This is a genomic window from Neorhizobium sp. PAMB6630 (genome assembly GCF_058242775.1).
In genome coordinates this window covers 649,673-669,653 of record NZ_CM177836.1, presented here as the reverse complement: position 1 = coordinate 669,653, position 19,981 = coordinate 649,673, and the positions used below count along the sequence as shown (strand labels likewise).

The following is a 19,981-nucleotide window of genomic DNA, read 5'->3' as shown; positions in this document are numbered from 1 at the left end:
TAAAGCAGTCGAGCAAAGCATGACGAAACTCGAGCGGCGGGCCGAGCGTATCCTCATCGTTGATGATGATCCGCGTATCCGCCAGATGGTGACCCGTTATTTCGAGGATGAAGGCTTTCTCGTCACCGGCGCTTCTGACGGCGTTTCGATGCGCAAGGCGCTCGCCGATTACACAATCGACCTCATCCTGCTCGATCTGGTGCTGCCCAATAGCGAAGATGGCCTGGCGCTGGCCCGCGAAGTGCGCGCAACCTCCGACGTGCCAATCGTCATGCTGACCGGGCGCGATGATGTGGTGGACCGCATCATCGGCCTGGAAGTGGGCGCCGACGATTACATTCCCAAACCCTTTCACCTGCGCGAAGTGCTGGCGCGGGTGCGCAGTATCCTGCGCCGTCGCCGGCCGGTGGAGGCGCCGCAGGTCGAGATCGGACAGGTGTTTGCCTTCGACGGCTGGCGCCTGGAAATCAGCCGGCGTCGGCTGCTCAACCCCAACGACGAGGAAGTGGATCTGACCACCGGCGAATTCGACATGCTGACGGTGATGATCCGCAATGCCGGCCGAGTGCTGACCCGCGACATGCTGATGGACCAGACGCGGGGGCGCCAGATGGAAGCCTTCGACCGTGCCATCGATGCGCAGATTGCGCGCCTGCGTAAGAAGATCGAGACCAACCCGACGCACCCCGTGCTGATCCGGTCGGTGCGCGGCGTCGGTTACATTTTCACGGCAGAGACCAGCACGTCCTGAAGGCCGCGCAAGCGCTCATTCCGGGATCGGCATCAACTGGCAGCCGGTCTCAATGGCCAGTTTCTGCAGGTGTTCCGAGAGGGTCTGGCGAACGCCCTCCTCGTCCACGACCGCCATCACCACATAAAGAGGCACGTCGAGCAGGTGCTCGTCCGGCGTGTCACGGCGATGCACAAGGCAAAGGCCTTTCAGGTATCCATTGGCATTTTCGCACACCATCAGGCGATCGAAAGCCCGGCCCTCCCGCTGTGCGGCAATCACGTCCTCGCAGGTGCGGCGCCAGGTGGAAAGTTCGGCGTGCGCATCGGCGGCCTGCACCAGCGCAAAGGCGCGGTCCACCTGTGATGTCGTGATATCGGCAACCCGGTAACCGGAAACCATGAACTTTCCCTTCGAGGGGCAACCCCTTCCTGCGCCTGCAGATGCGCTGCCACCGGCAGACAATTTGCAATGGGAAAATCTGGCGTGCCGAAGACCCGCGCGCATTGAGCAAAATCAACTGCGAGCCATTTGCGCGCACCAAAACGGCCCGATGAGGTCAGGCCGTTTCGAGGATGGGGCTTTCCAGAAGTGTTCCGGTTGTGACATCGGCGATGCCGAGATCGGTCTGGTGGGGGCCGGCATTACAGGCAAGCGTTGCGCCGAAACAGGCCTTGAACACCAGATAAGGCGGCTGCCAGTCGACGATGCGATCCATCTCGGCCTTGATGGCCGCAAAGCCCGATGCCAACTCGGCAATGCTGCCATCGGCCACAAGGCCCGCAAGCGGCAGCGGCAGTACCGCCTTAACCACGCCGTCAGCGGCAACGGCCAGCCCGCCGCCTGCGGCAATCACCGCATTGGCTGCCGCTGCCATGTCAGCCGGATCCTTGCCGAACACCGTCAGGTTATGGCTGTCATGCGAGACGGTGGTGGCAAAGGCGCCGCGCCAGCTGCCCCAGCCGGTGAGGAAACCGATACGCGGTGTGGCGGGTGCAAGCCCATGACGATGGATGACGGCAATCAGCGTCGTATCCTCCGGCGGCACCACATGGCCATCGGCAATGTCGGCGGTCGCTTCGCCCCATTGCGTGAAGCGGGGCCGATCGATGGTGGCGATGCGGGCAGAAGAGCCCGTGGCCGGAATACGAAATTCATCGGCAGTCAGGGCTGACAGCTTCATCGTATCGCCAAGCGTCACCGTTTCGGTGGCGGACGGCGGCGACAGCAGCGCGCCACCGGCGGCAACCTCGCGCCCAGAGACCAGCACGCGGCGGGCGTCAAAGCTTTCCAGATCTTCGAACAGCACCAGATCGGCGCGACGTCCGGGCGCGATCAACCCGAGATCCGGCCGGCCAAGCCGGCGCGCGCCGTTGATGGTTGCCGCCTGCAGCGCCCATTGCGGCTTCATGCCGTAGCGCACCAGACGGCGCACCACATCATCCAGACCGCCGGCTGAGTGGAGATCGTCGGGAAACACATCGTCGGTGCAGAGCGTCACAGTTTGCGGCAGGTGGCCGAGCGCGTTCAGCGCCTCGACGAATTCCGGCAGCAGGTGATCATGGCTGCCGCGAAGCTCGATGGTGAGGCCGGCGCGCAGCTTTTCGAGGAGATCGGCGCCGGACACCAGCTCATGATCCGAGGTGACGCCGGCGGTGATGAAGGCCTGCAGATCGGGGCCGGAAAGGCTGCGTGCATGGCCGCAGATCAACTTGCCGGTCTCCAGCCCCGCCTGGATAATGCCCTCCATGCGCTGATCGCCTTCGATAATGCCGCGCATGTTCATCATTTCGGCAATGCCGGCGATATCCGGTCGCGCCAGCAGGGTCTGCAGCACATCCGGCCCGAAATCGGCACCGGCAAGCTCAAGACCCGGCGCCGAGGGAACAGAGGACGGAGCGAGCAGGATGACCCGCAGCGGCAGGTCGATCACGGCGTCTGCGGCCCAGTTAACCCCGGCAAGACCGAGCACATTGCCGAATTCATGCGGATCCCAGACCACCGTGGTTACGCCGCGCGGCACCACGGCCTGCGCGTAACCGGCGGGCGTCACCATCGAGCTTTCGATATGCATATGCGTATCGATAAGGCCGGGCGACAGGAAGGCGCCGGCGGCATTGATGAGGGTTGCAGCGTCGGTGCGGCTGCCCGGCGCATGAACGCTTGCAATCATCGGCCCGACAATGCCGATATCTGCGGCGCGCAATTCGCCGGTCACCACATCCACGAGCGTTCCGCCCTTAACCAAGACGTCAAAAGGCCCTTCTCCGCGCGCGGCCTGCACGGCGCGGCGGCGCAGTTCCGGCAGGTTGAGATCGAAGAGTTCGAAGGGACGGGTCATCGGGATGCTTCACTTTTAAGAATGTCGAGTATGAGTTTTCGCGCGGCGTCCACATCGATATCGACGGCATAATCGGCGTTGAACGGAGCGCGTCCGTCGCGGGTCTCGACCACCGTGCGGCCGCGTGTATGGGTGCCGGAAAGCTCCACGTCGAGCCTTGCGCGGCGCCAAGTGACGAGATCGTCACGGATGAAGGCGACGGCAGCCACCGCATCATAAAGCGACATGGCCGGGCGACCGCGCTGGATGGCAATGTCGATGAAGCCGGCCAGAAGATCGGCTATCAGCGCGGCATTGCGCCCGCCCGCCGCGCGCACCGGCACGACATCGGCAGGCGAGGCCAGAACCTTGCGGCAGAGATCGAGATCGACCATGCGCAGCGGCAAACCATGGGAGAGCACGATGGCGAGCGCTTCGGGATCAGCAAAGGCATTGAATTCGGCCGATGCCGTGTGGTTGCCCGTGGTGACGCCGCCGCCCATCCAGACGATATCATCGATACCGGCCGCCAGATCGGGGCGCGCAAGGACAAAAGCTGCCAGATTGGTGAGCGGTCCGAGCGCCAGGATGCGCCGCGGGAGCCCATCCGCCTGCTTGCGCTGAAGCCAGCCGCACAGCGCTGAAAAAGCATCCTCGGCGTGCAGGACCACAGAAACCTCGGGCAGGCGCTTGCCCGCACTTGGCATTCCGTGATCGCCGAGGATGCTTTCTGCCGTCTCCAGACGGCCGAGCACGGGAGCAGAACGCCCCCGAAAGAGTGGAAAGGACCAGCCAAAAGCCATGCTCGCGCCGCAGGCGTTGCGCTCGACCTGCCCCAATCCGGCATTGCCGAAAACCAGCGACACTCCATCGACCGGTTCACGGCCATGGCTTGCCACCAGAATGGCGGCGATATCGTCAAACCCCATGTCGGTATCGACCCAGACGCCCATCACGCCCTCCTGAAAAGGGCGCGGCCGGAAGAGGCGCAGCTGTGGCTGGAAAGGATCGGCTTTGAAAATTCGCCGCGCGCAACGCCCTGGAAAGGACCTGAGACCAGGCACATCACGCGCGGCTGACGGACCTGTTCCGCCGCTATCGGAACATGGTCGGTCATCTCTAATTTCATGTCTGGGGCTTCCGGGCGAACGCCTGTTATCAGCGTCTGTCCATCCCATTCACCAAACGCCTGAAGCAAGGCGGAAATGGGGCTGGCGCACAGCTTTGCAAGGCCAGGATTACGAATGTTGCGATGGGTGGGCAGGCCCGCCCTGAACGAAACGGCCATCATCATTGCCCCGCCCCTTCCGCCATGTCAGGCAACAGGCTGCGGCAGGGGCCGGTCGATTGGCGGACCACCAGCATCATCGGCACGCTCGGCCGTTCGGCCGTGACCGTGCCGGAGGCCGCCACTCGTCCGCGCGGCAGTCCTTCTATGACGGCTGTGAGCGCTGCGACGGCAAGCCGCGCGATCTCGGCCATGTCCATGCGCAGCGTGGTCAGCGATGGCGTCACCACCGAGGACCAGATGAGATCGTCAAACCCGGCAACGCTTGCCTGATCCGGCACGGCAATGCCGGCACCCTGCAATTCGGTCAGCGCGCGAACGGCCGTCAGATCCGACAGCGCCGCAAAAGCGGTGAACCCCTGGCGAACGCAGGCGGCAAGACCGAGCGGACGGCCCGGCACATCGGGCGGCGCCAGCTTTTCGAGCCAGACCACCTCAACCTTGGTATCCGGTCCAAGGCCGCTCTTTAACCCGCCGACCCGATCGTTCTGCACCGTGGACTGGGGGCTCCCGGCAAGGATCAGCACCTTGCGATGACCAAGCCCGCGCAGATGCGCGCCCATCTGGCGCCCGCCATCCCAATGATCGGATGAGACGGTATTGCCGGGGGTCGAGGGCGTATCGATGACGGCGACGGGGCAGCCGATATCGGAAATGCGCGTGCCACGGCGCGGGATCACCACCATGCCATCAACCCCGCGGTCGATCAGCCGGTCGATTGCTTCGGTCTGCACGCCGGTATGGCCCCGCGAATCGCCGATCAGCACACCATAGCCGGCGGTGGAAGCGGCCTGTTCGATGGCCTGGGCAATCTGCGGAAACAGCGGATTGGCGATATCGGGCAGGACAAGACCGAGAACGCCGCTTCTGCCGGTGCGCAGCGCCCGGCCCGCCATGCTCGGCACATAAGAGAGATCCCGCGCCGTCTCACGGATGCGGTCTGCAAGTTCCGGTGACACCCGTCCCTTGCCGGAGAGAGCATTGGACACGGTGGCGACGGAAACGCTCAGCGTTTCGGCGATCATGGCCAATTTCGGTTTTTCGCTGCGCATCGGGAAACTGCCAATGATTAATCGTTTAAGCGATTACTGCGAACGCCTGCCCCTGTCGAGGAAATTCTGGCGCTCCAACGCCAAATTGAAGGCCGAAGCCCTGAGAGCGCGAAGAACAATCGGCATTTTCCACGCCCACCCGGTTTTTTGAAGGATTATTCCTTGCGCGAGAACCCGTGTAAGTGGCACGAAACATGCATAGTTGATCAGATATCTGCCGCAGATTATCGGCAGGATGAACCACGATACCGGGAGTACGGTGATGCAAGCCCTGCAGCCGCTGAAGAACGACAGTCGCCGCTCGACGCCGGCCCGCATGGAGCCCTTGGCGAAGCTGCCGGTGTTCTTCAACCTTGCCGACAAGCGCGTTGTGCTGGCCGGCGGCTCCGATGGCGCGGCCTGGAAAGCCGAACTGCTGGTTGCCTGCGGTGCCAAAGTGCATGTTTTCTGTCCTCGACATGACCTTTCCGATACATTTTCAGGCATGATTGCCGAGCAGGCTGCGCGCGATGTGCCGATGCTGGTGCTTCACGACCATCCCTGGCACATCAATATCTTCGAAAATGCGGCAATGGCGCTCGGTGATTGCGAGACGGACGAGGAGGCAAAGGCGTTTTATTGTGCCGCCAAAGCGGCCGGCGTGCCCGTCAACGTTATCGATAAGCCCGCATTCTGTCAGTTCCAGTTCGGCTCCATCGTCAACCGGTCGCCGGTGGTGATTGCCATTTCCACCGATGGCGCCGCCCCCATTCTGGCGCAGGCCATCCGCCGGCGCATCGAAACGCTTCTGCCGCCAGCGCTGAAAGCCTGGGCCGAAATCGCGCAGACCATTCGCGAGGCGATCAACGAAAAGCTGAAGCCGGGCACCGAACGGCGCAGCTTCTGGGAAGGGTTTGTCGACCGAGTGTTTCGGGAGGCTCCGGGCGAAACAACCGCCGCAACGCTGGTGGCCGATGCCGGGCGTATTGCCCATGGAACCGGTGAACAGCCGGTTGGCCGGGTGACGCTGGTGGGCGCCGGCCCCGGCGATGCGGAACTGCTGACGCTGAAGGCCGTGCGCGCGTTGCAGGCTGCCGACGTTATTCTCTTCGACGACCTGGTGTCCGCAGATGTGCTGGAACTGGCGCGGCGCGAGGCAAAACGTATGCTGGTCGGCAAGCGCGGCGGTCGGGAAAGCTGCAAGCAGGAAGATATCAACGCCACGATGATCGCGCTTGCCAAGAGCGGCAAGCGCGTGGTTCGGCTCAAATCAGGCGATCCGATGATTTTCGGTCGCGCCGGCGAGGAGATCGAGAGCCTCGAAAAAGAAGGTATTCCCGTCGAGATCGTTCCCGGCGTTACCTCCGCCACGGCCATGGCCGCCCGGCTCGGGGTGTCGCTGACCCATCGCGACCACGCCCAATCGGTGCGTTTCGTGACCGGCCACTCGCGCAAGGGCGAACTGCCCGCCGATCTCGACTGGTCAAAACTTGCCGACCCCACGGTCACCACCGTCTTTTATATGGGTGGGCGCACGGCATCAGCGATTACCGCGAAACTGTGCGAAAACGGCATGGCCGAGGAAACGCCTGCCGTCATCGTCAGCGCCATTGCGCGCGAGGAGGAACGGCGCTGGGTGGGCAAGCTTGTCGATATGCCCTCCGCCATGGCTGACATCGGCTACGAAAATCCTGTCCTGATCGGCATCGGCGATGCCTTCATCAAGGCGAAGGCTTTTGCCACGCTTGCTACGACCGACACCGAAGCGCCGGTTCAGCAAGCCATCTGACAGACGTTAGAGCATTGACGGTGAAAACAAAGTTGCCTTTAATGCTCTATCTCTTTGTTTTCGCGCAATTCCGAACGCAAAATCGCTTCGCACTTTTGCTGGAATTGCTCTAGCGGCCTCCAGTCTTCGTCCTCGGCCGCTCTTCGCGGAGCGCCGCGGTGACCGACAAGAGAAGGTCGACATCCTCAAGATCCTCTACCTCGACCGATAGCTTCGGGCGCCAGTTGGGGTGGCTGTCGCTGGTGCCGGGAATGTTGGTCGGCTGTTTTTCCCGGGTTAAGTCCGCCAGCCGCACGGCAAGAAGCATGGCGGGTGAGCGGGCGAGAAACCGATGCAGCGAGAGCACCAACTGCTCGAGGTCCGCGTCCTTCAGCTTGCGCTCGCCGGCTTCCGGAGCGGCAAGCCCCTCGGCTTCCAGCGCGCGCACGAGATCGGCTTTTTCCGTGATCCGGCCCGCAAGATCGCGCTTTGCGGTTTTCTGCGGCACGAGGCCATGGTCGGCACGCGCCTTGATATCGGCACCGGACCACCAGCCGCCCAGCGTCTGGTGGTCATGGGTGGAAACGCAGGCAAGCGACAGGGCCGGATAATCTTCGGCGGCAACAAAACCCTGCTCATTCCGCTCATAGGAAAAGATGCGGTAGGAGAGAAGCGCCGAGCTGGCCAGATCCTCACGCAGCCCTTCTGGAAGATGGCCGAGATCCTCGCCGATCAGCAGGCAATGATGATCATGCGAGGCATCAGCCAGCACCTCCAGCAGATCGTCTTTCGGATATGCGACATAGGCCCCCTCGGCGGGCGTGCCATCGAAGGGCACAAGAAACAGCCGCGCCAGCGCGGCGGCATGGTCGATCCTGACGGCACCGGCATAACGCATTGCCGCATCCAGCATGCGCCGGTAGGGGGACGGATCGCCTGAAGCAATTTTTGACGGCAGGAAGGCAGCAAGACGCCAGTCCTGCCCATCAACCGCCCACGGATCCGGCGGACCGCCAATGCTTGCCGAAGAGACGTAAATCTCCGGTTCGCTCCAGGTGGCCGAACCATCCAGCGCTTCGCCAACCGCAAGATCGAGATAAAGCCCGATGCGCAGGCCTGCCTGTTCGGCGGCCCCCACCACATCGGAGAGCTGCACATGCGCGACCCATTGCAGCCACATGTGAAACTCCACCTCGTCCAACCGCGACTGGGCAAAGCTCGTGACGGCCGGGCTGTCCGGCGCCTGCATTTCCTCCGGCCACGCGCGCCAGCCCGCAGACAGGCCACGCGACACCATGTCTGCCGAGATCACCTCAAACAGGGCGTGGAGGCGCAGGCTCTCGCCGGATTTTTCCCGAAAGCTTTCAAATGCCGAGACGGTGTAGGAGCCGGTTATGCTATTCGCCTGCCGCCATGCCTGCCACAAAAGCCGCAGTTCACGCAGCTTGATCGCTGCCACCTCGGGATAATCGACAAGTTTTGACTGCCGCAGTTTTTGCAACGCCTTGTCGAGGTCGCGGCGCGGCTCAAAGCCGGGCACCTGATCAACCGCGATATAAAGCGGGTTCAGCCATTGGCGGCTGGAGGGTTCATAAGGGCTGCAGCGGGCGGGCTCTGCCATGAAGGGCGCATGCAGAGGGTTGAGCCCGATGAAATCGGCGCCAAGACGCCCGGCAAGGCCGCAGATGGTGCGCAGATCGGCAAAATCGCCGATCCCCCAGTTGCGCTTCGACCGCAGTTCGTAGAGTTGTAAGGTCAGGCCCCAGACGCGGTCCCGTGACAACATTTCCGGCAGGAAGCAGACGGGCTGCTGCGATGCGAGCGTCTCGCCTTCCACCGTCACGTTGAGGGCAGAGAGGATCTTGCGCTTCGTCTCGGTGGAGATCGCGACTTCGCTGCCATCGGGATCGGGCCGCGTGAATTCGATGCCGTGCTGACGCGCCAGCGTGTCGAGCGGCGACGGCTTTGTCTCGGACTTCGCAACAGAGGTCTTGTCAGCCATCGGCAATACTCCACACCAGCGACCAGGGTGCTGCCTCACTCGCATCGATATGGCCGAGACGATAGATCACCTCGCCGGACGCCGGCAGCGGCACCCGGCAGGCCTGGGCCGTGAGGTTCGCCTGCAACTGCAGGCGCTTATTCCCGAACGTCCATTCGACCAAAAGGCCATCGCCCTCATGCTCAAAGCGGGCGGCACTGCCGGCGGAAGCGCTGAGCAGCGGCACGACATGCTGGCGCCTCAGCCCGATCAGCGTGCGGTAAAAGCTCAAGCTTTCCTCCGCTTCAGGCTCTGACAGTTTTGTCCAGTCCAGCTTGGCGCTTTCGAAGGTTTTGCGCGCCGTCGGGTCCGGCAGGTCGTCGGCATCGAAACCCGGCAGGCGTGACATTTCCTCACGCCGGCCCTTGCGCACCTTCTCGTTCAGATCCTCATCAAAATCGCAGAAGAAGGGAAAGGGTTCGCGCGCGCCCCATTCCTCGCCCATGAACAGCATGGGCAATTGCGGGGCCAGCAGATAGACGGCGGCCACCGCCTTCATGGCCTCCTTGGGCTGCGAGACGATCATACGGTCGCCGAGCGCGCGGTTGCCGATCTGGTCGTGGTTCTGGATGAACGAGATGAAGGCGGTGGGCGGCAGGTGGCGGCTTGGCATGCCACGCGCCTCGCCGCGATAGGCCATGTGTTCGCCCTGGAAAACGAACCCTTCGGCAAGCGCCCGGCCAATCTTTGCCGGATCACCGGCATAATCCTGGTAATAACCAAAGTCCTCGCCGGTTGCCGCGATGTGCAGCACGTGGTGGATATCGTCGTTCCACTGGGCGGAGAAATGCACCGGCCGCCCTTGCGCGTTGCGGCGCAGCAGGTCGCTGTTGTTATCCTCGTTCTCGACGACCAGATGGACGTGGCGATCACCGGCTTCGGCACGCACGCGGCGCGCCAGTTCATGCAGCAGGTGTTCGCGCGTATCGTCCTTGATGGCATGGACGGCATCGAGGCGCAGGCCATCGAACCGGAAGTTGCGCACCCAGTAGATGGCGTTTTCGATGACGAACTCCCGCACCGGGCCGGATGCCTCGCCATCATAATTGATGCCGCTGCCCCAGGGGGTCTTGTGGTGTTCGGTAAAGATCGGTGCATAGGCCGGCAGGTAATTCCCGTCCGGACCGAAATGGTTGTAGACGACATCGAGCAGCACGCAGATGCCGCGCTCATGGGCGGCATCGATCAGCGCCATCAGGTCTTCCGGCCGGCCATAGGTGCTTTCGGGCGCATAGGGCAGCACGCCGTCGTAACCCCAGCCATAGGTGCCCGGAAAATCGCTGATCGGCATGATCTGCAGGGCCGTCACGCCCAGATCGGCCAGATGATCGAGACGGTCGATGGCGGAGAGGAACGTTCCTTCAGGGGTGAAAGCCCCGATATGCATCTCATAGATGACCAGTTCCTCGATGGGCCGGCCGCGCCAGTCTGGATGGCGCCAGGCATAGGTTTCGAGATCGATCACCTCGCTTGCGCCATGGACATCGTCTGCCTGATGGCGCGATGCGGGATCGGGAACGGTCAGGCCATCCGGGAGGATGAATGCATATTTCGTGCCGGCACCTGCCCCTTCGACCGAGCGTTCATGCCAGCCGTCCCCTGCGGGCTCCATGTCCAGCATCTGCTCACCGATCTTCAGCCGGATGATGTTATGATTGGGAGACCAGAAGCGAAACCGGGTTTGCGACGGGGAAAGAACAGGGCCGAACAGGAATTCAGACACGGATAAAGCCTTCTGCGGGAGGGATTGCCTGTTCAACTCGCGGGCGCCCGAAAGGTTTCCCGCCCCGCCACTGTGGCCGGCATCTGCCAGGGTGGCGCAAAACAAAGCTGTCAGAGGCATTGAAGACGGACGACGCAGCGTGCAACGCAAAAAATTCTGAAAAAGCCCGCAAATGCGGGGTTCCGGGCACTGCAGGACAGCGTGACGCAAGCTTTATCAGCGAATGTGACACATCATCTCTGCGAACGTCCATCACCCAGAAAAAGCCAGAAGAGCGCGCCCTCGCAGCAGAATGAGGCCCATTTTTCCACCTTGAGGTTAGCCATGGCTACGATCACATTTGCAAATACCAAGGGAGGCGCCGGCAAGACCACGGTCGCTCTCATTCTTGCCGCAGAACTTGCCGAACGCGGGCACCGCGTCGCCATTCTCGATACCGATCCGCAACAGTGGATCACCCGCTGGCACGGTTTGGCGGACACGCCCGCCAAATTCACCGTCGTCTCCGATATCTCCGAGGAGACCATCGAACGCGACGTGAAGGCGCTGTCGAAGAAGATGGACTATGTCATCATCGATGTCGCCGGAGGCGTCTCGCCGCTGCTGGCCAAGGCGATTGGTCTGTCAGATCGCGTGATGATCCCGGTACAAGGTTGCGCCATGGATGCCGTGGGCGGCGCGCAGGTTCTCAACATCCTTCAGGAACTGGCGATCCAGTGCGAGATCCGCATTCCCCATTCCGTGGTGCTGACGCGTATCAACTCCATCATCACCACCCGTGCGCTGACGGCGGTGAAGGTGCTGCTGGCCGAAAAGCAGGTGCATGTGCTGGAAACCGCCCTCATCGAACGCGCCGCCTATCGCGACATGTTCGTCACCGGCGGCACACTGCATACGATGGAACCCGAGCGCGTCAGCAACCTCGACAAGGCGCGTGAAAACGCCCGCCAGTTTGCCGAGGAAATCATCAGCCTCGTGCCGCTTGCCGTCGCAAAGCCAAAAACTGCCAAGCCGAAGGTCGCAAAGGCACCGAAGACCACGGCGCCCCGCCAGCGCAAGGCGGCCTGACACCCTGTCGGCCAGATCCACCGCCCGATCAACGGCAGAAGGCGCCCGCACACCTGCAGGCGCCTTCTGCCGTCGCCGTTTCCATCAGGCAGTCAGTTGCACCGTCAGTTCCTGGCCGCCAAGGCTTGCGGTAAAGGCGGAGGCTGCCGGGATCAGCGGCGCACCGCAGAGCGTTCCTGTTGTCACCACATGGCCCTTTTTCAGGGATCCGCCCATCGGCAACCCGCCATTGGCAGCAGCAACGACGGCCGCCAGCGGATCACCATCGGGATGCCTCACCGCGTCCTCGAACAGAACCGTGTCGCCATTGATGAGCCGAAGCGTGCCAAGGTCTGCCCCTTCGGCAAGCAGGGAGCGATCAAGTGCCGGGCCAACGATATAACCGGCATTGCTCATCATGTCCGACAACAGCAGCGGCAGAGAACTGCCGGGACCTTGCGTATAACGGCTGCGCACCAGTTCGACGCCGATGGCAACGCTCTCGATGGCGTCCACCACATCCTGCCTCATATAGGGCTCTGTGCGCGGCGGCAGGTCGCTGGAAAGCGTCAGCGCCAGTTCGATTTCCACTTTGATGCCGGTGCAGAAGGGCGCACTCGGGTCGGTGCGGACAAAGATCAGCGGCGCGCCATAGAGCCCGCCATCGCGCAGCGAAAACTTGTAGCCCTCGGGCACGCCCGCCCCCAGCCGGTTCAGGATGTCGGCCTGGATGGCATAGGCGCCGGCCACATCCGGGGCGGCAAGGCCTTCGGTGCCGATTGTCTGGCCATCACGCATGGCATTCGCGAGAAGGGTGGCGAGGTCCTTCGTTCCGGTGGCGTCGTTGATATCTGTCATGTTGTTGATCTCCCGATGATGTGCATGCCTTGCATGTCTTCAAGCCGGCAGCAACCGCCACGCCGGCAAAACAAAACCCCGGCCGCCTTTTCAAGGTAAGACCGGGGTTCTGATGGAATGGCGACGAGGACCTGACTAGCGGTTTGCCGGCGCCTGATGCTCGGAGGAATCAAGAATCCGGCTGAGGCTGAGGGCCGCGAGCGTACAGATTGCCCCGGAAATCAGGTAGCCGCCGATGAAGATGATGCCGAAATTGCTGGCGAGACCCAGCGCCACCAAAGGTGCAAAACCTGCCCCGACCAGCCAGGACAGATCCGACGTCAGCGCCGAGCCGGTGTAACGATACTGCAGGGCAAAACGCGAGGAGACGGCACCCGACGCCTGGCCGAAGGACAGGCCGAGAATGCCGAAACCGATGATGATGAAGGCATCCTGCCCCTTGCCGCCGGCATCGAGAAGGAAGGGCGCCGAGAAACTGAACACGGCAATGATGGCAGCCCCGATCATCAGCTGCTTGCGCCGGCCGATGCGGTCGGCAGCAAGGCCCGATATAACGATGGCACCGATGCCGACGATCGCACCGAAGATCTGCACGAACAGGAACGACCCGGCCGATTGCCCGCCATAAAGCGTAACCCAGCTCAGCGGGAAGATGGTGACGAGGTGGAACATGGCAAAGCTTGCGAGCGGCACGAAGGCCCCGAGCAGGATGTCACGGCCATGAACCCGGATGGTTTCGAACACCGGGCGCGGTTGCAGCTCCAGCGTTTCGAACAGTTCGCCGAATTCACGGCTTGCCACGATGCGCAGGCGGGCAAAAAGGGCCACGACGTTGATGGCAAAGGCCACGAAGAACGGATAACGCCAGCCCCAGGTGAGGAAATCCTGGTCTGTGAGGCTGACGGCAAAATAACCGAACAGCGCGCTTGCCAGCGCAAAACCGATCGGCGCACCGAGCTGCGGGATCATCGCATACCAGCCGCGATGTTGCTTGGGGGCATTCAGCGCCAGAAGCGAGGCCATGCCGTCCCAGGCACCGCCGAGGGCAAAACCCTGGCCGAGACGAAACAGCGCCAGCAACCCGACGGACCAGACGCCGATCGACTCATAGCTCGGCAGGAAGGCGAGCGAAGCCGTCGAACCGCCAAGCAGAAACAGCGCGATGGTGAGCTTGGAACCACGCCCATAGGTGCGGTCGATCCACATGAAGAACAGCGACCCGACCGGACGCGCCAGGAAAGCCAACGAGAACACGGCAAACGACATCAGCGTTGCCGTCACCGGATCGCCGGCGAAGCTAAAGACGAGCCGCGGGAAAACCAGAACCGAGGCAATGCCGTAGACAAAGAAATCGAAGAATTCAGACATGCGGCCAATGACCACGCCAATGGCGATGCTGCCGGGAGACAACGGCTTGTCATCGTGCATGCGACGGGCGTCGCGCTCGAACTCTGATGATGTGGGGTTACTCGTAATGCTCATGATGCGGTCTCCTCCTTTGCGGCGAATGGTCGCCTCCCCAAAAGATAGGATGATGCATATTTGCCTGTTATCAAGCCCGGTACCGTTCCGATGGCAAAGAATTTGCTCCAAACGGCTGAAGTGCCGTATATTGTTGCAGATTGTTTACCGTACCTGGCCAATGCCGAGGTCGTGTAGCGCTTTTCTCACACGGCCCGGTATCATCGCCGGGGCAATTCCCGGGTTTCTTGTTGCGGTGCATGAAAATGTTTTGCACTGCGACGAAAGACCTCATAGGGAGCCTTGCTCTCGTGCTTTAGTCGCAGAGTGACAAAACGCAAATTTCGAAGTGAAAGATGCCACGATTGATGAAGCTCATTCGCCGGCTTAGTGCCCTCGCTCTTCCCCTCGCGCTCTCGGGTTGCGATCTCGTCGTCATGTCGCCGTCCGGCGACATCGCCATGCAACAGCGTGACCTCATCATCATTTCGGTGGTGCTGATGTTGCTGATCATCATTCCGGTGATCTGCCTGACGCTGTATTTTGCCTGGCATTACAGACGCTCGAACACCAGCGCCCAGTATGACCCCGAATGGCATCACTCCACCCGTCTGGAAGTGATCATCTGGGCTGCACCGCTTGCGATCATCATCGCGCTTGGTGCCGTCACCTGGATCAGCACCCACAGGCTCGACCCCTATCGCCCGCTTGATCGCATCGATGCGGCCCGTCCGGTAACCCCAGAGACGAAGCCGATCACCATCGAAGTGGTGGCGCTCGACTGGAAATGGCTGTTCCTCTACCCGGAACAGGGCATTGCCACGGTCAACGAGATCGCAGCGCCGATCGACAGGCCGATCGAGTTCAAGATCACCGGCTCGACCGTGATGAACTCCTTCTACATCCCTGCCCTTGCCGGCCAGATCTATGCGATGCCCGGCATGCAGACCAAGCTGCACGCGGTGATGAACAAGGAAGGTGTCTACGACGGCTTCTCCGCCAATTACAGCGGCGACGGCTTTTCGGGCATGCGCTTCAAGTTTCATGGCGTGAGCAACGAGGGCTTTGACCAGTGGGTCTCGCAGGTGAAGAGCCAGGGGTCTCCCCTCAACCGCGATACCTACCTGAAGCTCGAGCGCCCGAGCGCCCGCACGCCGGTCACCTATTACGGCCAGGTGGAGAACGGTCTTTATGAGGCCATCCTCAACCTTTGCGTCCGTCCCGGCCAGATGTGCCAGGACGAAATGATGCATATCGACATGATGGGCGGCGCCGGCACCGATAGCCATGAGAACCGCGAGCGCCTGCAATACGATACCCGCTGGGCCGATGAAGCTGGCCCCGGCGCGACCTATCCGGCCACCGGTCACGGCGCAAAAAGCCCCGAAAGCGCAACGGGCGTCAACGAAAACGGTTCGGCACCGCAGTCCGGAACCGGCGGCGACGCTTCCATGCCCGGCATGTCCGGCCACGAAGGCCATGACGGCCAGGGCGTGGCTCCCGACCAGCTGAACACAAACACGAAGCCGTAATCGCCGGCTTGAGACGTATCGGAAACTGCCATGTTCACGAACAGTAACCTGTTGGAATTCATTTTCGGTCGGTTGTCATGGGATTCGCTGGCTTTCACGCACGAACCCATTCTTCTCGTCACCTTCATCGGTGTGATCCTCGGCGGTATCGCCGTGGTCGCCGCCATCAGCTATTTCCGCCTCTGGGGATATCTGTGGAATGAATGGTTCACCAGCGTCGACCACAAGAAGATCGGCATCATGTATGTCATCCTCTCGCTGGTCATGCTGTTGCGCGGCTTTGCCGACGCCTTGATGATGCGCACGCAGCAGGCCATGGCCTTCGGTGCCAATGAAGGTTATCTGCCGCCGAGCCATTACGACCAGATCTTCACCGCCCATGGCGTGATCATGATCTTCTTCTTCGCCATGCCGATCGTGACGGGTGTCATGAACTTCGTCGTGCCGTTGCAGATCGGCGCTCGCGACGTGTCCTTCCCCTTCCTCAACAATTTTTCGTTCTGGATGACGACGGCGGGCGCGGTCATCATCATGCTGTCGCTGTTTGTCGGTGAATTCGCCCGTACGGGATGGCTTGCCTATCCGCCGCTGTCAGGTGCCGATTATTCGCCAGGCGTCGGCGTGGACTATTACATCTGGGGCCTTCAGGTGGCCGGTGTCGGCACGACGCTCTCGGGCATCAACCTCATCGCCACCATCGTGAAGATGCGCGCGCCGGGCATGACCATGATGAAGATGCCGATCTTCACCTGGACCTCGCTCTGCACCAACGTGCTGATCGTTGCCTCCTTCCCGATCCTCACCGCCACGCTCGTCCTGTTGACGCTCGACCGCTATGCCGGCACGAACTTCTTCACCAACGACCTCGGCGGCAACCCGATGATGTATGTCAACCTCATCTGGATCTGGGGCCACCCGGAGGTCTACATCCTCATCCTGCCGGCCTTCGGCATCTTTTCGGAAATCGTCTCGACCTTCTCCGGCAAGCGCCTGTTCGGTTATGCCTCGATGGTCTACGCGACGGTCGTTATCACCATCCTGTCCTATCTCGTCTGGCTGCACCACTTCTTCACGATGGGCTCCGGCGCCAGCGTCAACGCCTTCTTCGGCATCACCACGATGATCATCTCCATCCCAACAGGGGCAAAGATCTTCAACTGGCTGTTTACGATGTATCGCGGCCGCATCCGCTATGAAGTGCCGATGCTGTGGACGATCGGCTTCATGGTCACCTTCGTTATCGGCGGCATGACCGGCGTGATGCTTGCCGTACCGCCGGCAGACTTCGTGCTGCACAACTCGCTGTTCCTGATCGCCCACTTCCACAACGTCATTATCGGCGGCGTGGTGTTCGGCCTGCTCGCCGGCGTGAACTTCTGGTTCCCCAAGGCCTTCGGTTACAAGCTCGATCCATTCTGGGGCAAGATGTCCTTCTGGTTCTGGCTCGTCGGCTTCTACTTCGCCTTCATGCCGCTCTACGTGCTCGGCCTGATGGGCGTGACCCGCCGCGTCAACCACTTCGAGGACCCCTCACTGCAGATCTGGTTCGTGATTGCTGCCTTCGGCGCCGTCCTTATCGCCCTCGGCATCGCGTCCTTCCTCATCCAGCTCGTCGTCAGCTATCTGAAGCGCGAGGAACTGCGTGACCTGACCGGCGATCCGTGGAATGCCCGCACGCTCGAATGGTCGACGTCGTCGCCTCCGCCGGAATACAACTATGCCTTCACCCCTGTCGTCCATGACCATGACAGCTGGTACGACATGAAGCGTCGCGGTTACGTGCGTCCGCTGGAAGGTTTCAAGCCGATCCACATGCCGCGCGGCACCGGCACCGGCGTCATCCTGTCGGCCTTGAGCGTTACCTTTGCCGTCGGCATGATCTGGTACATGTGGTGGTTGGCTGTCCTGTCCTTCGCCGGTATCGTGATCGTCTCGATCGCCCATACCTTCAACTACAAGCGCGATTACTACATCCCGGCAGAGACCGTTGTCGAAACGGAAAATGCCCGGACCAAGCAGCTCGCGGAACAGGCGTGATTGTCATGAGTGAAAACCAAGCCGCCGTTTCGGCAGAGAATCCGCAGTTCTACCTGACGGAAGACCACCATCCGGAAAACAGCACCATGCTGGGCTTCTGGATCTACCTGATGAGCGACTGCCTGATGTTTGCAGTCCTCTTCGCCACCTATGCCGTGCTCGGCCGCAATTACGCGGCCGGCCCTGCCCCTGCAGACCTGTTCGACCTGCAGCTGGTGGCGATCAACACCGCCATGCTGCTCTTCTCCTCCATCACCTATGGCTTTGCCATGCTGCGGATGGAAAAGGGCGACAAGAGCGGCACGCTGATCTGGCTTGCCATCACCGGCCTGTTCGGCCTCGCCTTCCTCGGGATCGAACTCTATGAGTTCAGCCATCTGATCCACGAAGGCGCCGGCCCGCAGCGTTCGGCCTTCCTGTCGGCCTTCTTCACGCTCGTCGGCACGCACGGCCTGCACGTTACCTTCGGCTGCATCTGGCTGGTGACGCTGATGGCGCAAGTGGCAAAACACGGCCTGATCGAGCCGAACCGTCGTCGCCTGATGTGCCTGTCGATGTTCTGGCACTTCCTTGACGTGATCTGGATCGGCGTCTTCTCCCTCGTTTACCTGATCGGAGTGATCGGATGAGTTCGCACCCACATGCACCGGCGCAGGAAAGCGCGCATAACACCCATCATGGCCATAGCCACGGCCACGAAGCCGCCCATGGCAGCTTCAAGAGCTACATGACAGGGTTTGTGCTGGCCGTTATTCTGACAGCCATCCCCTTCTGGCTCGTCATGGCCGATGTGCTCGACAGCAAGGCCGCGACGGCTGCTATCGTCATGGCATTTGCCGCCGTGCAGGTCGTCGTCCACATGGTCTACTTCCTGCACATGAATTCGAAGTCGGAAGGCGGCTGGACCATGCTGGCGCTGATCTTCACCATCGTTGTCGTCGTCATCGCGCTTTCGGGTTCGCTCTGGGTCATGCATCATCTGAACACCAACATGATGCCGATGAACCCGGAGATGATGAAGAACATGCCGTAACCGGCATGCGAGGTGGCCTGGACGCTAAGGCCGCCTCGCTGAAGGATATGAAAATGGAACCCGAGGCCCGCCCCCACTCCGGCAAGCGTTACACCGCCTTCGCCCTTGTGATGGCGGGCCTTGTTCTTGTCTTCCTCGCGCTCGGTACCTGGCAGGTGCAGCGGCTGTTCTGGAAGCTCGATCTGATCGCCCGCGTCGATGCCCGCATTCATGCAAATGCAGTGCCCGCCCCCTTGCCCGACCAATGGCCGCAGATCAACCAGGCAGCCGACGAATATCGCCGCGTCACCGTCCGCGGCACTTTCCTTCACGAAAAGGAAGCTCTGGTACAGGCCGTCACCGAACGGGGGCCCGGCTTTTGGGTGATGACGCCACTCGTCACGGCCGACCGCGGCACGGTGCTTATCAATCGCGGCTTCGTGCCCATGGACAGGCGTGATGCCGCAGCCCGGCAGGCGGGCGAGATTTCCGGCGAAACGGATGTGACCGGGCTCCTGCGGCTGCCCGAGCCCGGCGGCGGTTTCCTGCGCGCCAACGATCCCGGTGCGGATCGCTGGTATTCCCGCGACGTGGCAGCCATTGCGACGGCCAAAGGCCTTCAGACGGTTGCCCCCTATTTCATCGATGCGGATGCGACCGAAAATCCGGGCGGGCTTCCCATCGGTGGCCTCACCGTCGTGTCCTTCCGCAACAGCCATCTGGTCTACGCCTTCACCTGGTATACGCTTGCCGCCATGTCGGTCGGCGCCATCGTCTACCTTCTCCGCCAGCGCCGGCATAAGGGCTGAAGCCGCGGCGCATCCGGCATGACGTGCGGCGCCAAAACCTTCGGGCCGCGGCCACAGACGTTCGCAATCCATAACCGTTGACGGAACTACGCCTGCCGCTGCCGGTTATCTATCGACAGAAAGGCGGCAGTTGATGACCAAAGCTCCAGAAAATGATCCGATCGCGCAACCGGAAGACAGTGCGAGCACGCAGCGCCGAAAGCGCCGCGCAGGCAGCGGCCTCGTGACGTTTTTCATCATCTTTGCGGTGGGGGCTTTCAGTCTCTACCTGTTCATCGTGTTCTACGGCGCCATCACCGGAAGCCAGTGACGGCGCCGGCTACG

The 19,981-nt window shown here is 61.8% G+C and carries 18 protein-coding genes; 9 read left to right on the top strand and 9 right to left on the bottom strand.

Annotated elements, in window-relative coordinates; genetic code table 11:
• Positions 1-19: 19 nt before the first annotated feature.
• The gene (locus AC4CWF_RS03125; RefSeq protein ID WP_491283675.1) at positions 20-751 is read left to right on the top strand and encodes a response regulator; all 732 of its coding nucleotides are present in this window, start codon (positions 20-22) and stop codon (positions 749-751) included.
• A 15-nt stretch (positions 752-766) separates the two neighbouring features.
• Here AC4CWF_RS03125 and AC4CWF_RS03120 read toward each other — a convergent pair whose 3' ends face one another.
• From AC4CWF_RS03120 to AC4CWF_RS03100, 5 genes are all read right to left on the bottom strand, one after another.
• A complete protein-coding gene (locus AC4CWF_RS03120; RefSeq protein ID WP_491283674.1) occupies positions 767-1,132 on the bottom strand; it encodes a hypothetical protein in 366 nt (121 codons plus the stop codon).
• A 157-nt stretch (positions 1,133-1,289) separates the two neighbouring features.
• Positions 1,290-3,071 carry an adenine deaminase gene (locus AC4CWF_RS03115; RefSeq protein ID WP_491283673.1) on the bottom strand — a complete coding sequence of 594 codons (1,782 nt, stop codon included), beginning with the start codon at positions 3,069-3,071 and terminating at the stop codon, positions 1,290-1,292.
• Positions 3,068-4,003, bottom strand: a complete 936-nt coding sequence (locus AC4CWF_RS03110; protein WP_491283672.1) for a nucleoside hydrolase — start codon at positions 4,001-4,003, stop codon at positions 3,068-3,070. The genes AC4CWF_RS03115 and AC4CWF_RS03110 overlap by 4 nt, the downstream gene beginning before the upstream one ends.
• Positions 4,003-4,344, bottom strand: a complete 342-nt coding sequence (locus AC4CWF_RS03105) for a hypothetical protein (protein ID WP_491283671.1) — start codon at positions 4,342-4,344, stop codon at positions 4,003-4,005. Before AC4CWF_RS03105 ends, AC4CWF_RS03110 begins: the two co-directional genes overlap by 1 nt.
• Entirely contained in the window at positions 4,341-5,390 is a 1,050-nt protein-coding gene (locus AC4CWF_RS03100; protein WP_491283670.1) for a LacI family DNA-binding transcriptional regulator, read from the bottom strand. The genes AC4CWF_RS03105 and AC4CWF_RS03100 overlap by 4 nt, the downstream gene beginning before the upstream one ends.
• Positions 5,391-5,652: 262 nt before the next feature.
• Here AC4CWF_RS03100 and cysG point away from each other — a divergent pair, with 262 nt between their 5' ends.
• Complete coding sequence (gene cysG / locus AC4CWF_RS03095) at positions 5,653-7,158, top strand: siroheme synthase CysG (protein ID WP_491283669.1); 1,506 nt, start codon at positions 5,653-5,655, stop codon at positions 7,156-7,158.
• A 109-nt stretch (positions 7,159-7,267) separates the two neighbouring features.
• Here the strand turns inward: cysG and malQ are convergent, their stop codons facing one another.
• On the bottom strand, positions 7,268-9,139 hold the full coding sequence (gene malQ / locus AC4CWF_RS03090; RefSeq protein WP_491283668.1) for a 4-alpha-glucanotransferase: 1,872 nt from the start codon (positions 9,137-9,139) through the stop codon (positions 7,268-7,270).
• Entirely contained in the window at positions 9,132-10,901 is a 1,770-nt protein-coding gene (gene treZ / locus AC4CWF_RS03085; RefSeq protein ID WP_491283667.1) for a malto-oligosyltrehalose trehalohydrolase, read from the bottom strand. The genes malQ and treZ overlap by 8 nt, the downstream gene beginning before the upstream one ends.
• Before the next feature lie 324 nt (positions 10,902-11,225).
• On the opposite strand from treZ, the gene AC4CWF_RS03080 reads away from it, so the two are divergent.
• Positions 11,226-11,969, top strand: coding sequence for an AAA family ATPase (locus AC4CWF_RS03080; RefSeq protein WP_491283666.1), 744 nt, complete (start codon positions 11,226-11,228; stop codon positions 11,967-11,969).
• A gap of 84 nt (positions 11,970-12,053) precedes the next feature.
• Here AC4CWF_RS03080 and AC4CWF_RS03075 read toward each other — a convergent pair whose 3' ends face one another.
• Entirely contained in the window at positions 12,054-12,806 is a 753-nt protein-coding gene (locus tag AC4CWF_RS03075; protein ID WP_491283665.1) for a hypothetical protein, read from the bottom strand.
• Positions 12,807-12,941: 135 nt separating this feature from the next.
• A complete protein-coding gene (locus tag AC4CWF_RS03070) occupies positions 12,942-14,288 on the bottom strand; it encodes an MFS transporter (RefSeq protein WP_491283664.1) in 1,347 nt (448 codons plus the stop codon).
• Positions 14,289-14,623: 335 nt separating this feature from the next.
• Here AC4CWF_RS03070 and cyoA point away from each other — a divergent pair, with 335 nt between their 5' ends.
• The 6 genes from cyoA (at position 14,624) to AC4CWF_RS03040 (ending at position 19,967) form a co-directional block, all read left to right on the top strand.
• Entirely contained in the window at positions 14,624-15,799 is a 1,176-nt protein-coding gene (gene cyoA / locus AC4CWF_RS03065) for a ubiquinol oxidase subunit II (RefSeq protein ID WP_491283663.1), read from the top strand.
• Between the two features lie 30 nt (positions 15,800-15,829).
• The gene (gene cyoB / locus AC4CWF_RS03060; RefSeq protein WP_491283662.1) at positions 15,830-17,836 is read left to right on the top strand and encodes a cytochrome o ubiquinol oxidase subunit I; all 2,007 of its coding nucleotides are present in this window, start codon (positions 15,830-15,832) and stop codon (positions 17,834-17,836) included.
• A 5-nt stretch (positions 17,837-17,841) separates the two neighbouring features.
• The gene (cyoC, locus tag AC4CWF_RS03055; protein WP_491283661.1) at positions 17,842-18,465 is read left to right on the top strand and encodes a cytochrome o ubiquinol oxidase subunit III; all 624 of its coding nucleotides are present in this window, start codon (positions 17,842-17,844) and stop codon (positions 18,463-18,465) included.
• Positions 18,462-18,869, top strand: a complete 408-nt coding sequence (cyoD, locus tag AC4CWF_RS03050) for a cytochrome o ubiquinol oxidase subunit IV (protein WP_491283660.1) — start codon at positions 18,462-18,464, stop codon at positions 18,867-18,869. The genes cyoC and cyoD overlap by 4 nt, the downstream gene beginning before the upstream one ends.
• A 53-nt stretch (positions 18,870-18,922) precedes the next feature.
• Positions 18,923-19,657: an SURF1 family protein gene (locus AC4CWF_RS03045; RefSeq protein ID WP_491283659.1), complete on the top strand. Its 735-nt coding sequence runs from the start codon at positions 18,923-18,925 to the stop codon at positions 19,655-19,657.
• 133 nt (positions 19,658-19,790) lie between these two features.
• Positions 19,791-19,967: a hypothetical protein gene (locus AC4CWF_RS03040; protein ID WP_491283658.1), complete on the top strand. Its 177-nt coding sequence runs from the start codon at positions 19,791-19,793 to the stop codon at positions 19,965-19,967.
• Positions 19,968-19,981 lie beyond the last annotated feature (14 nt).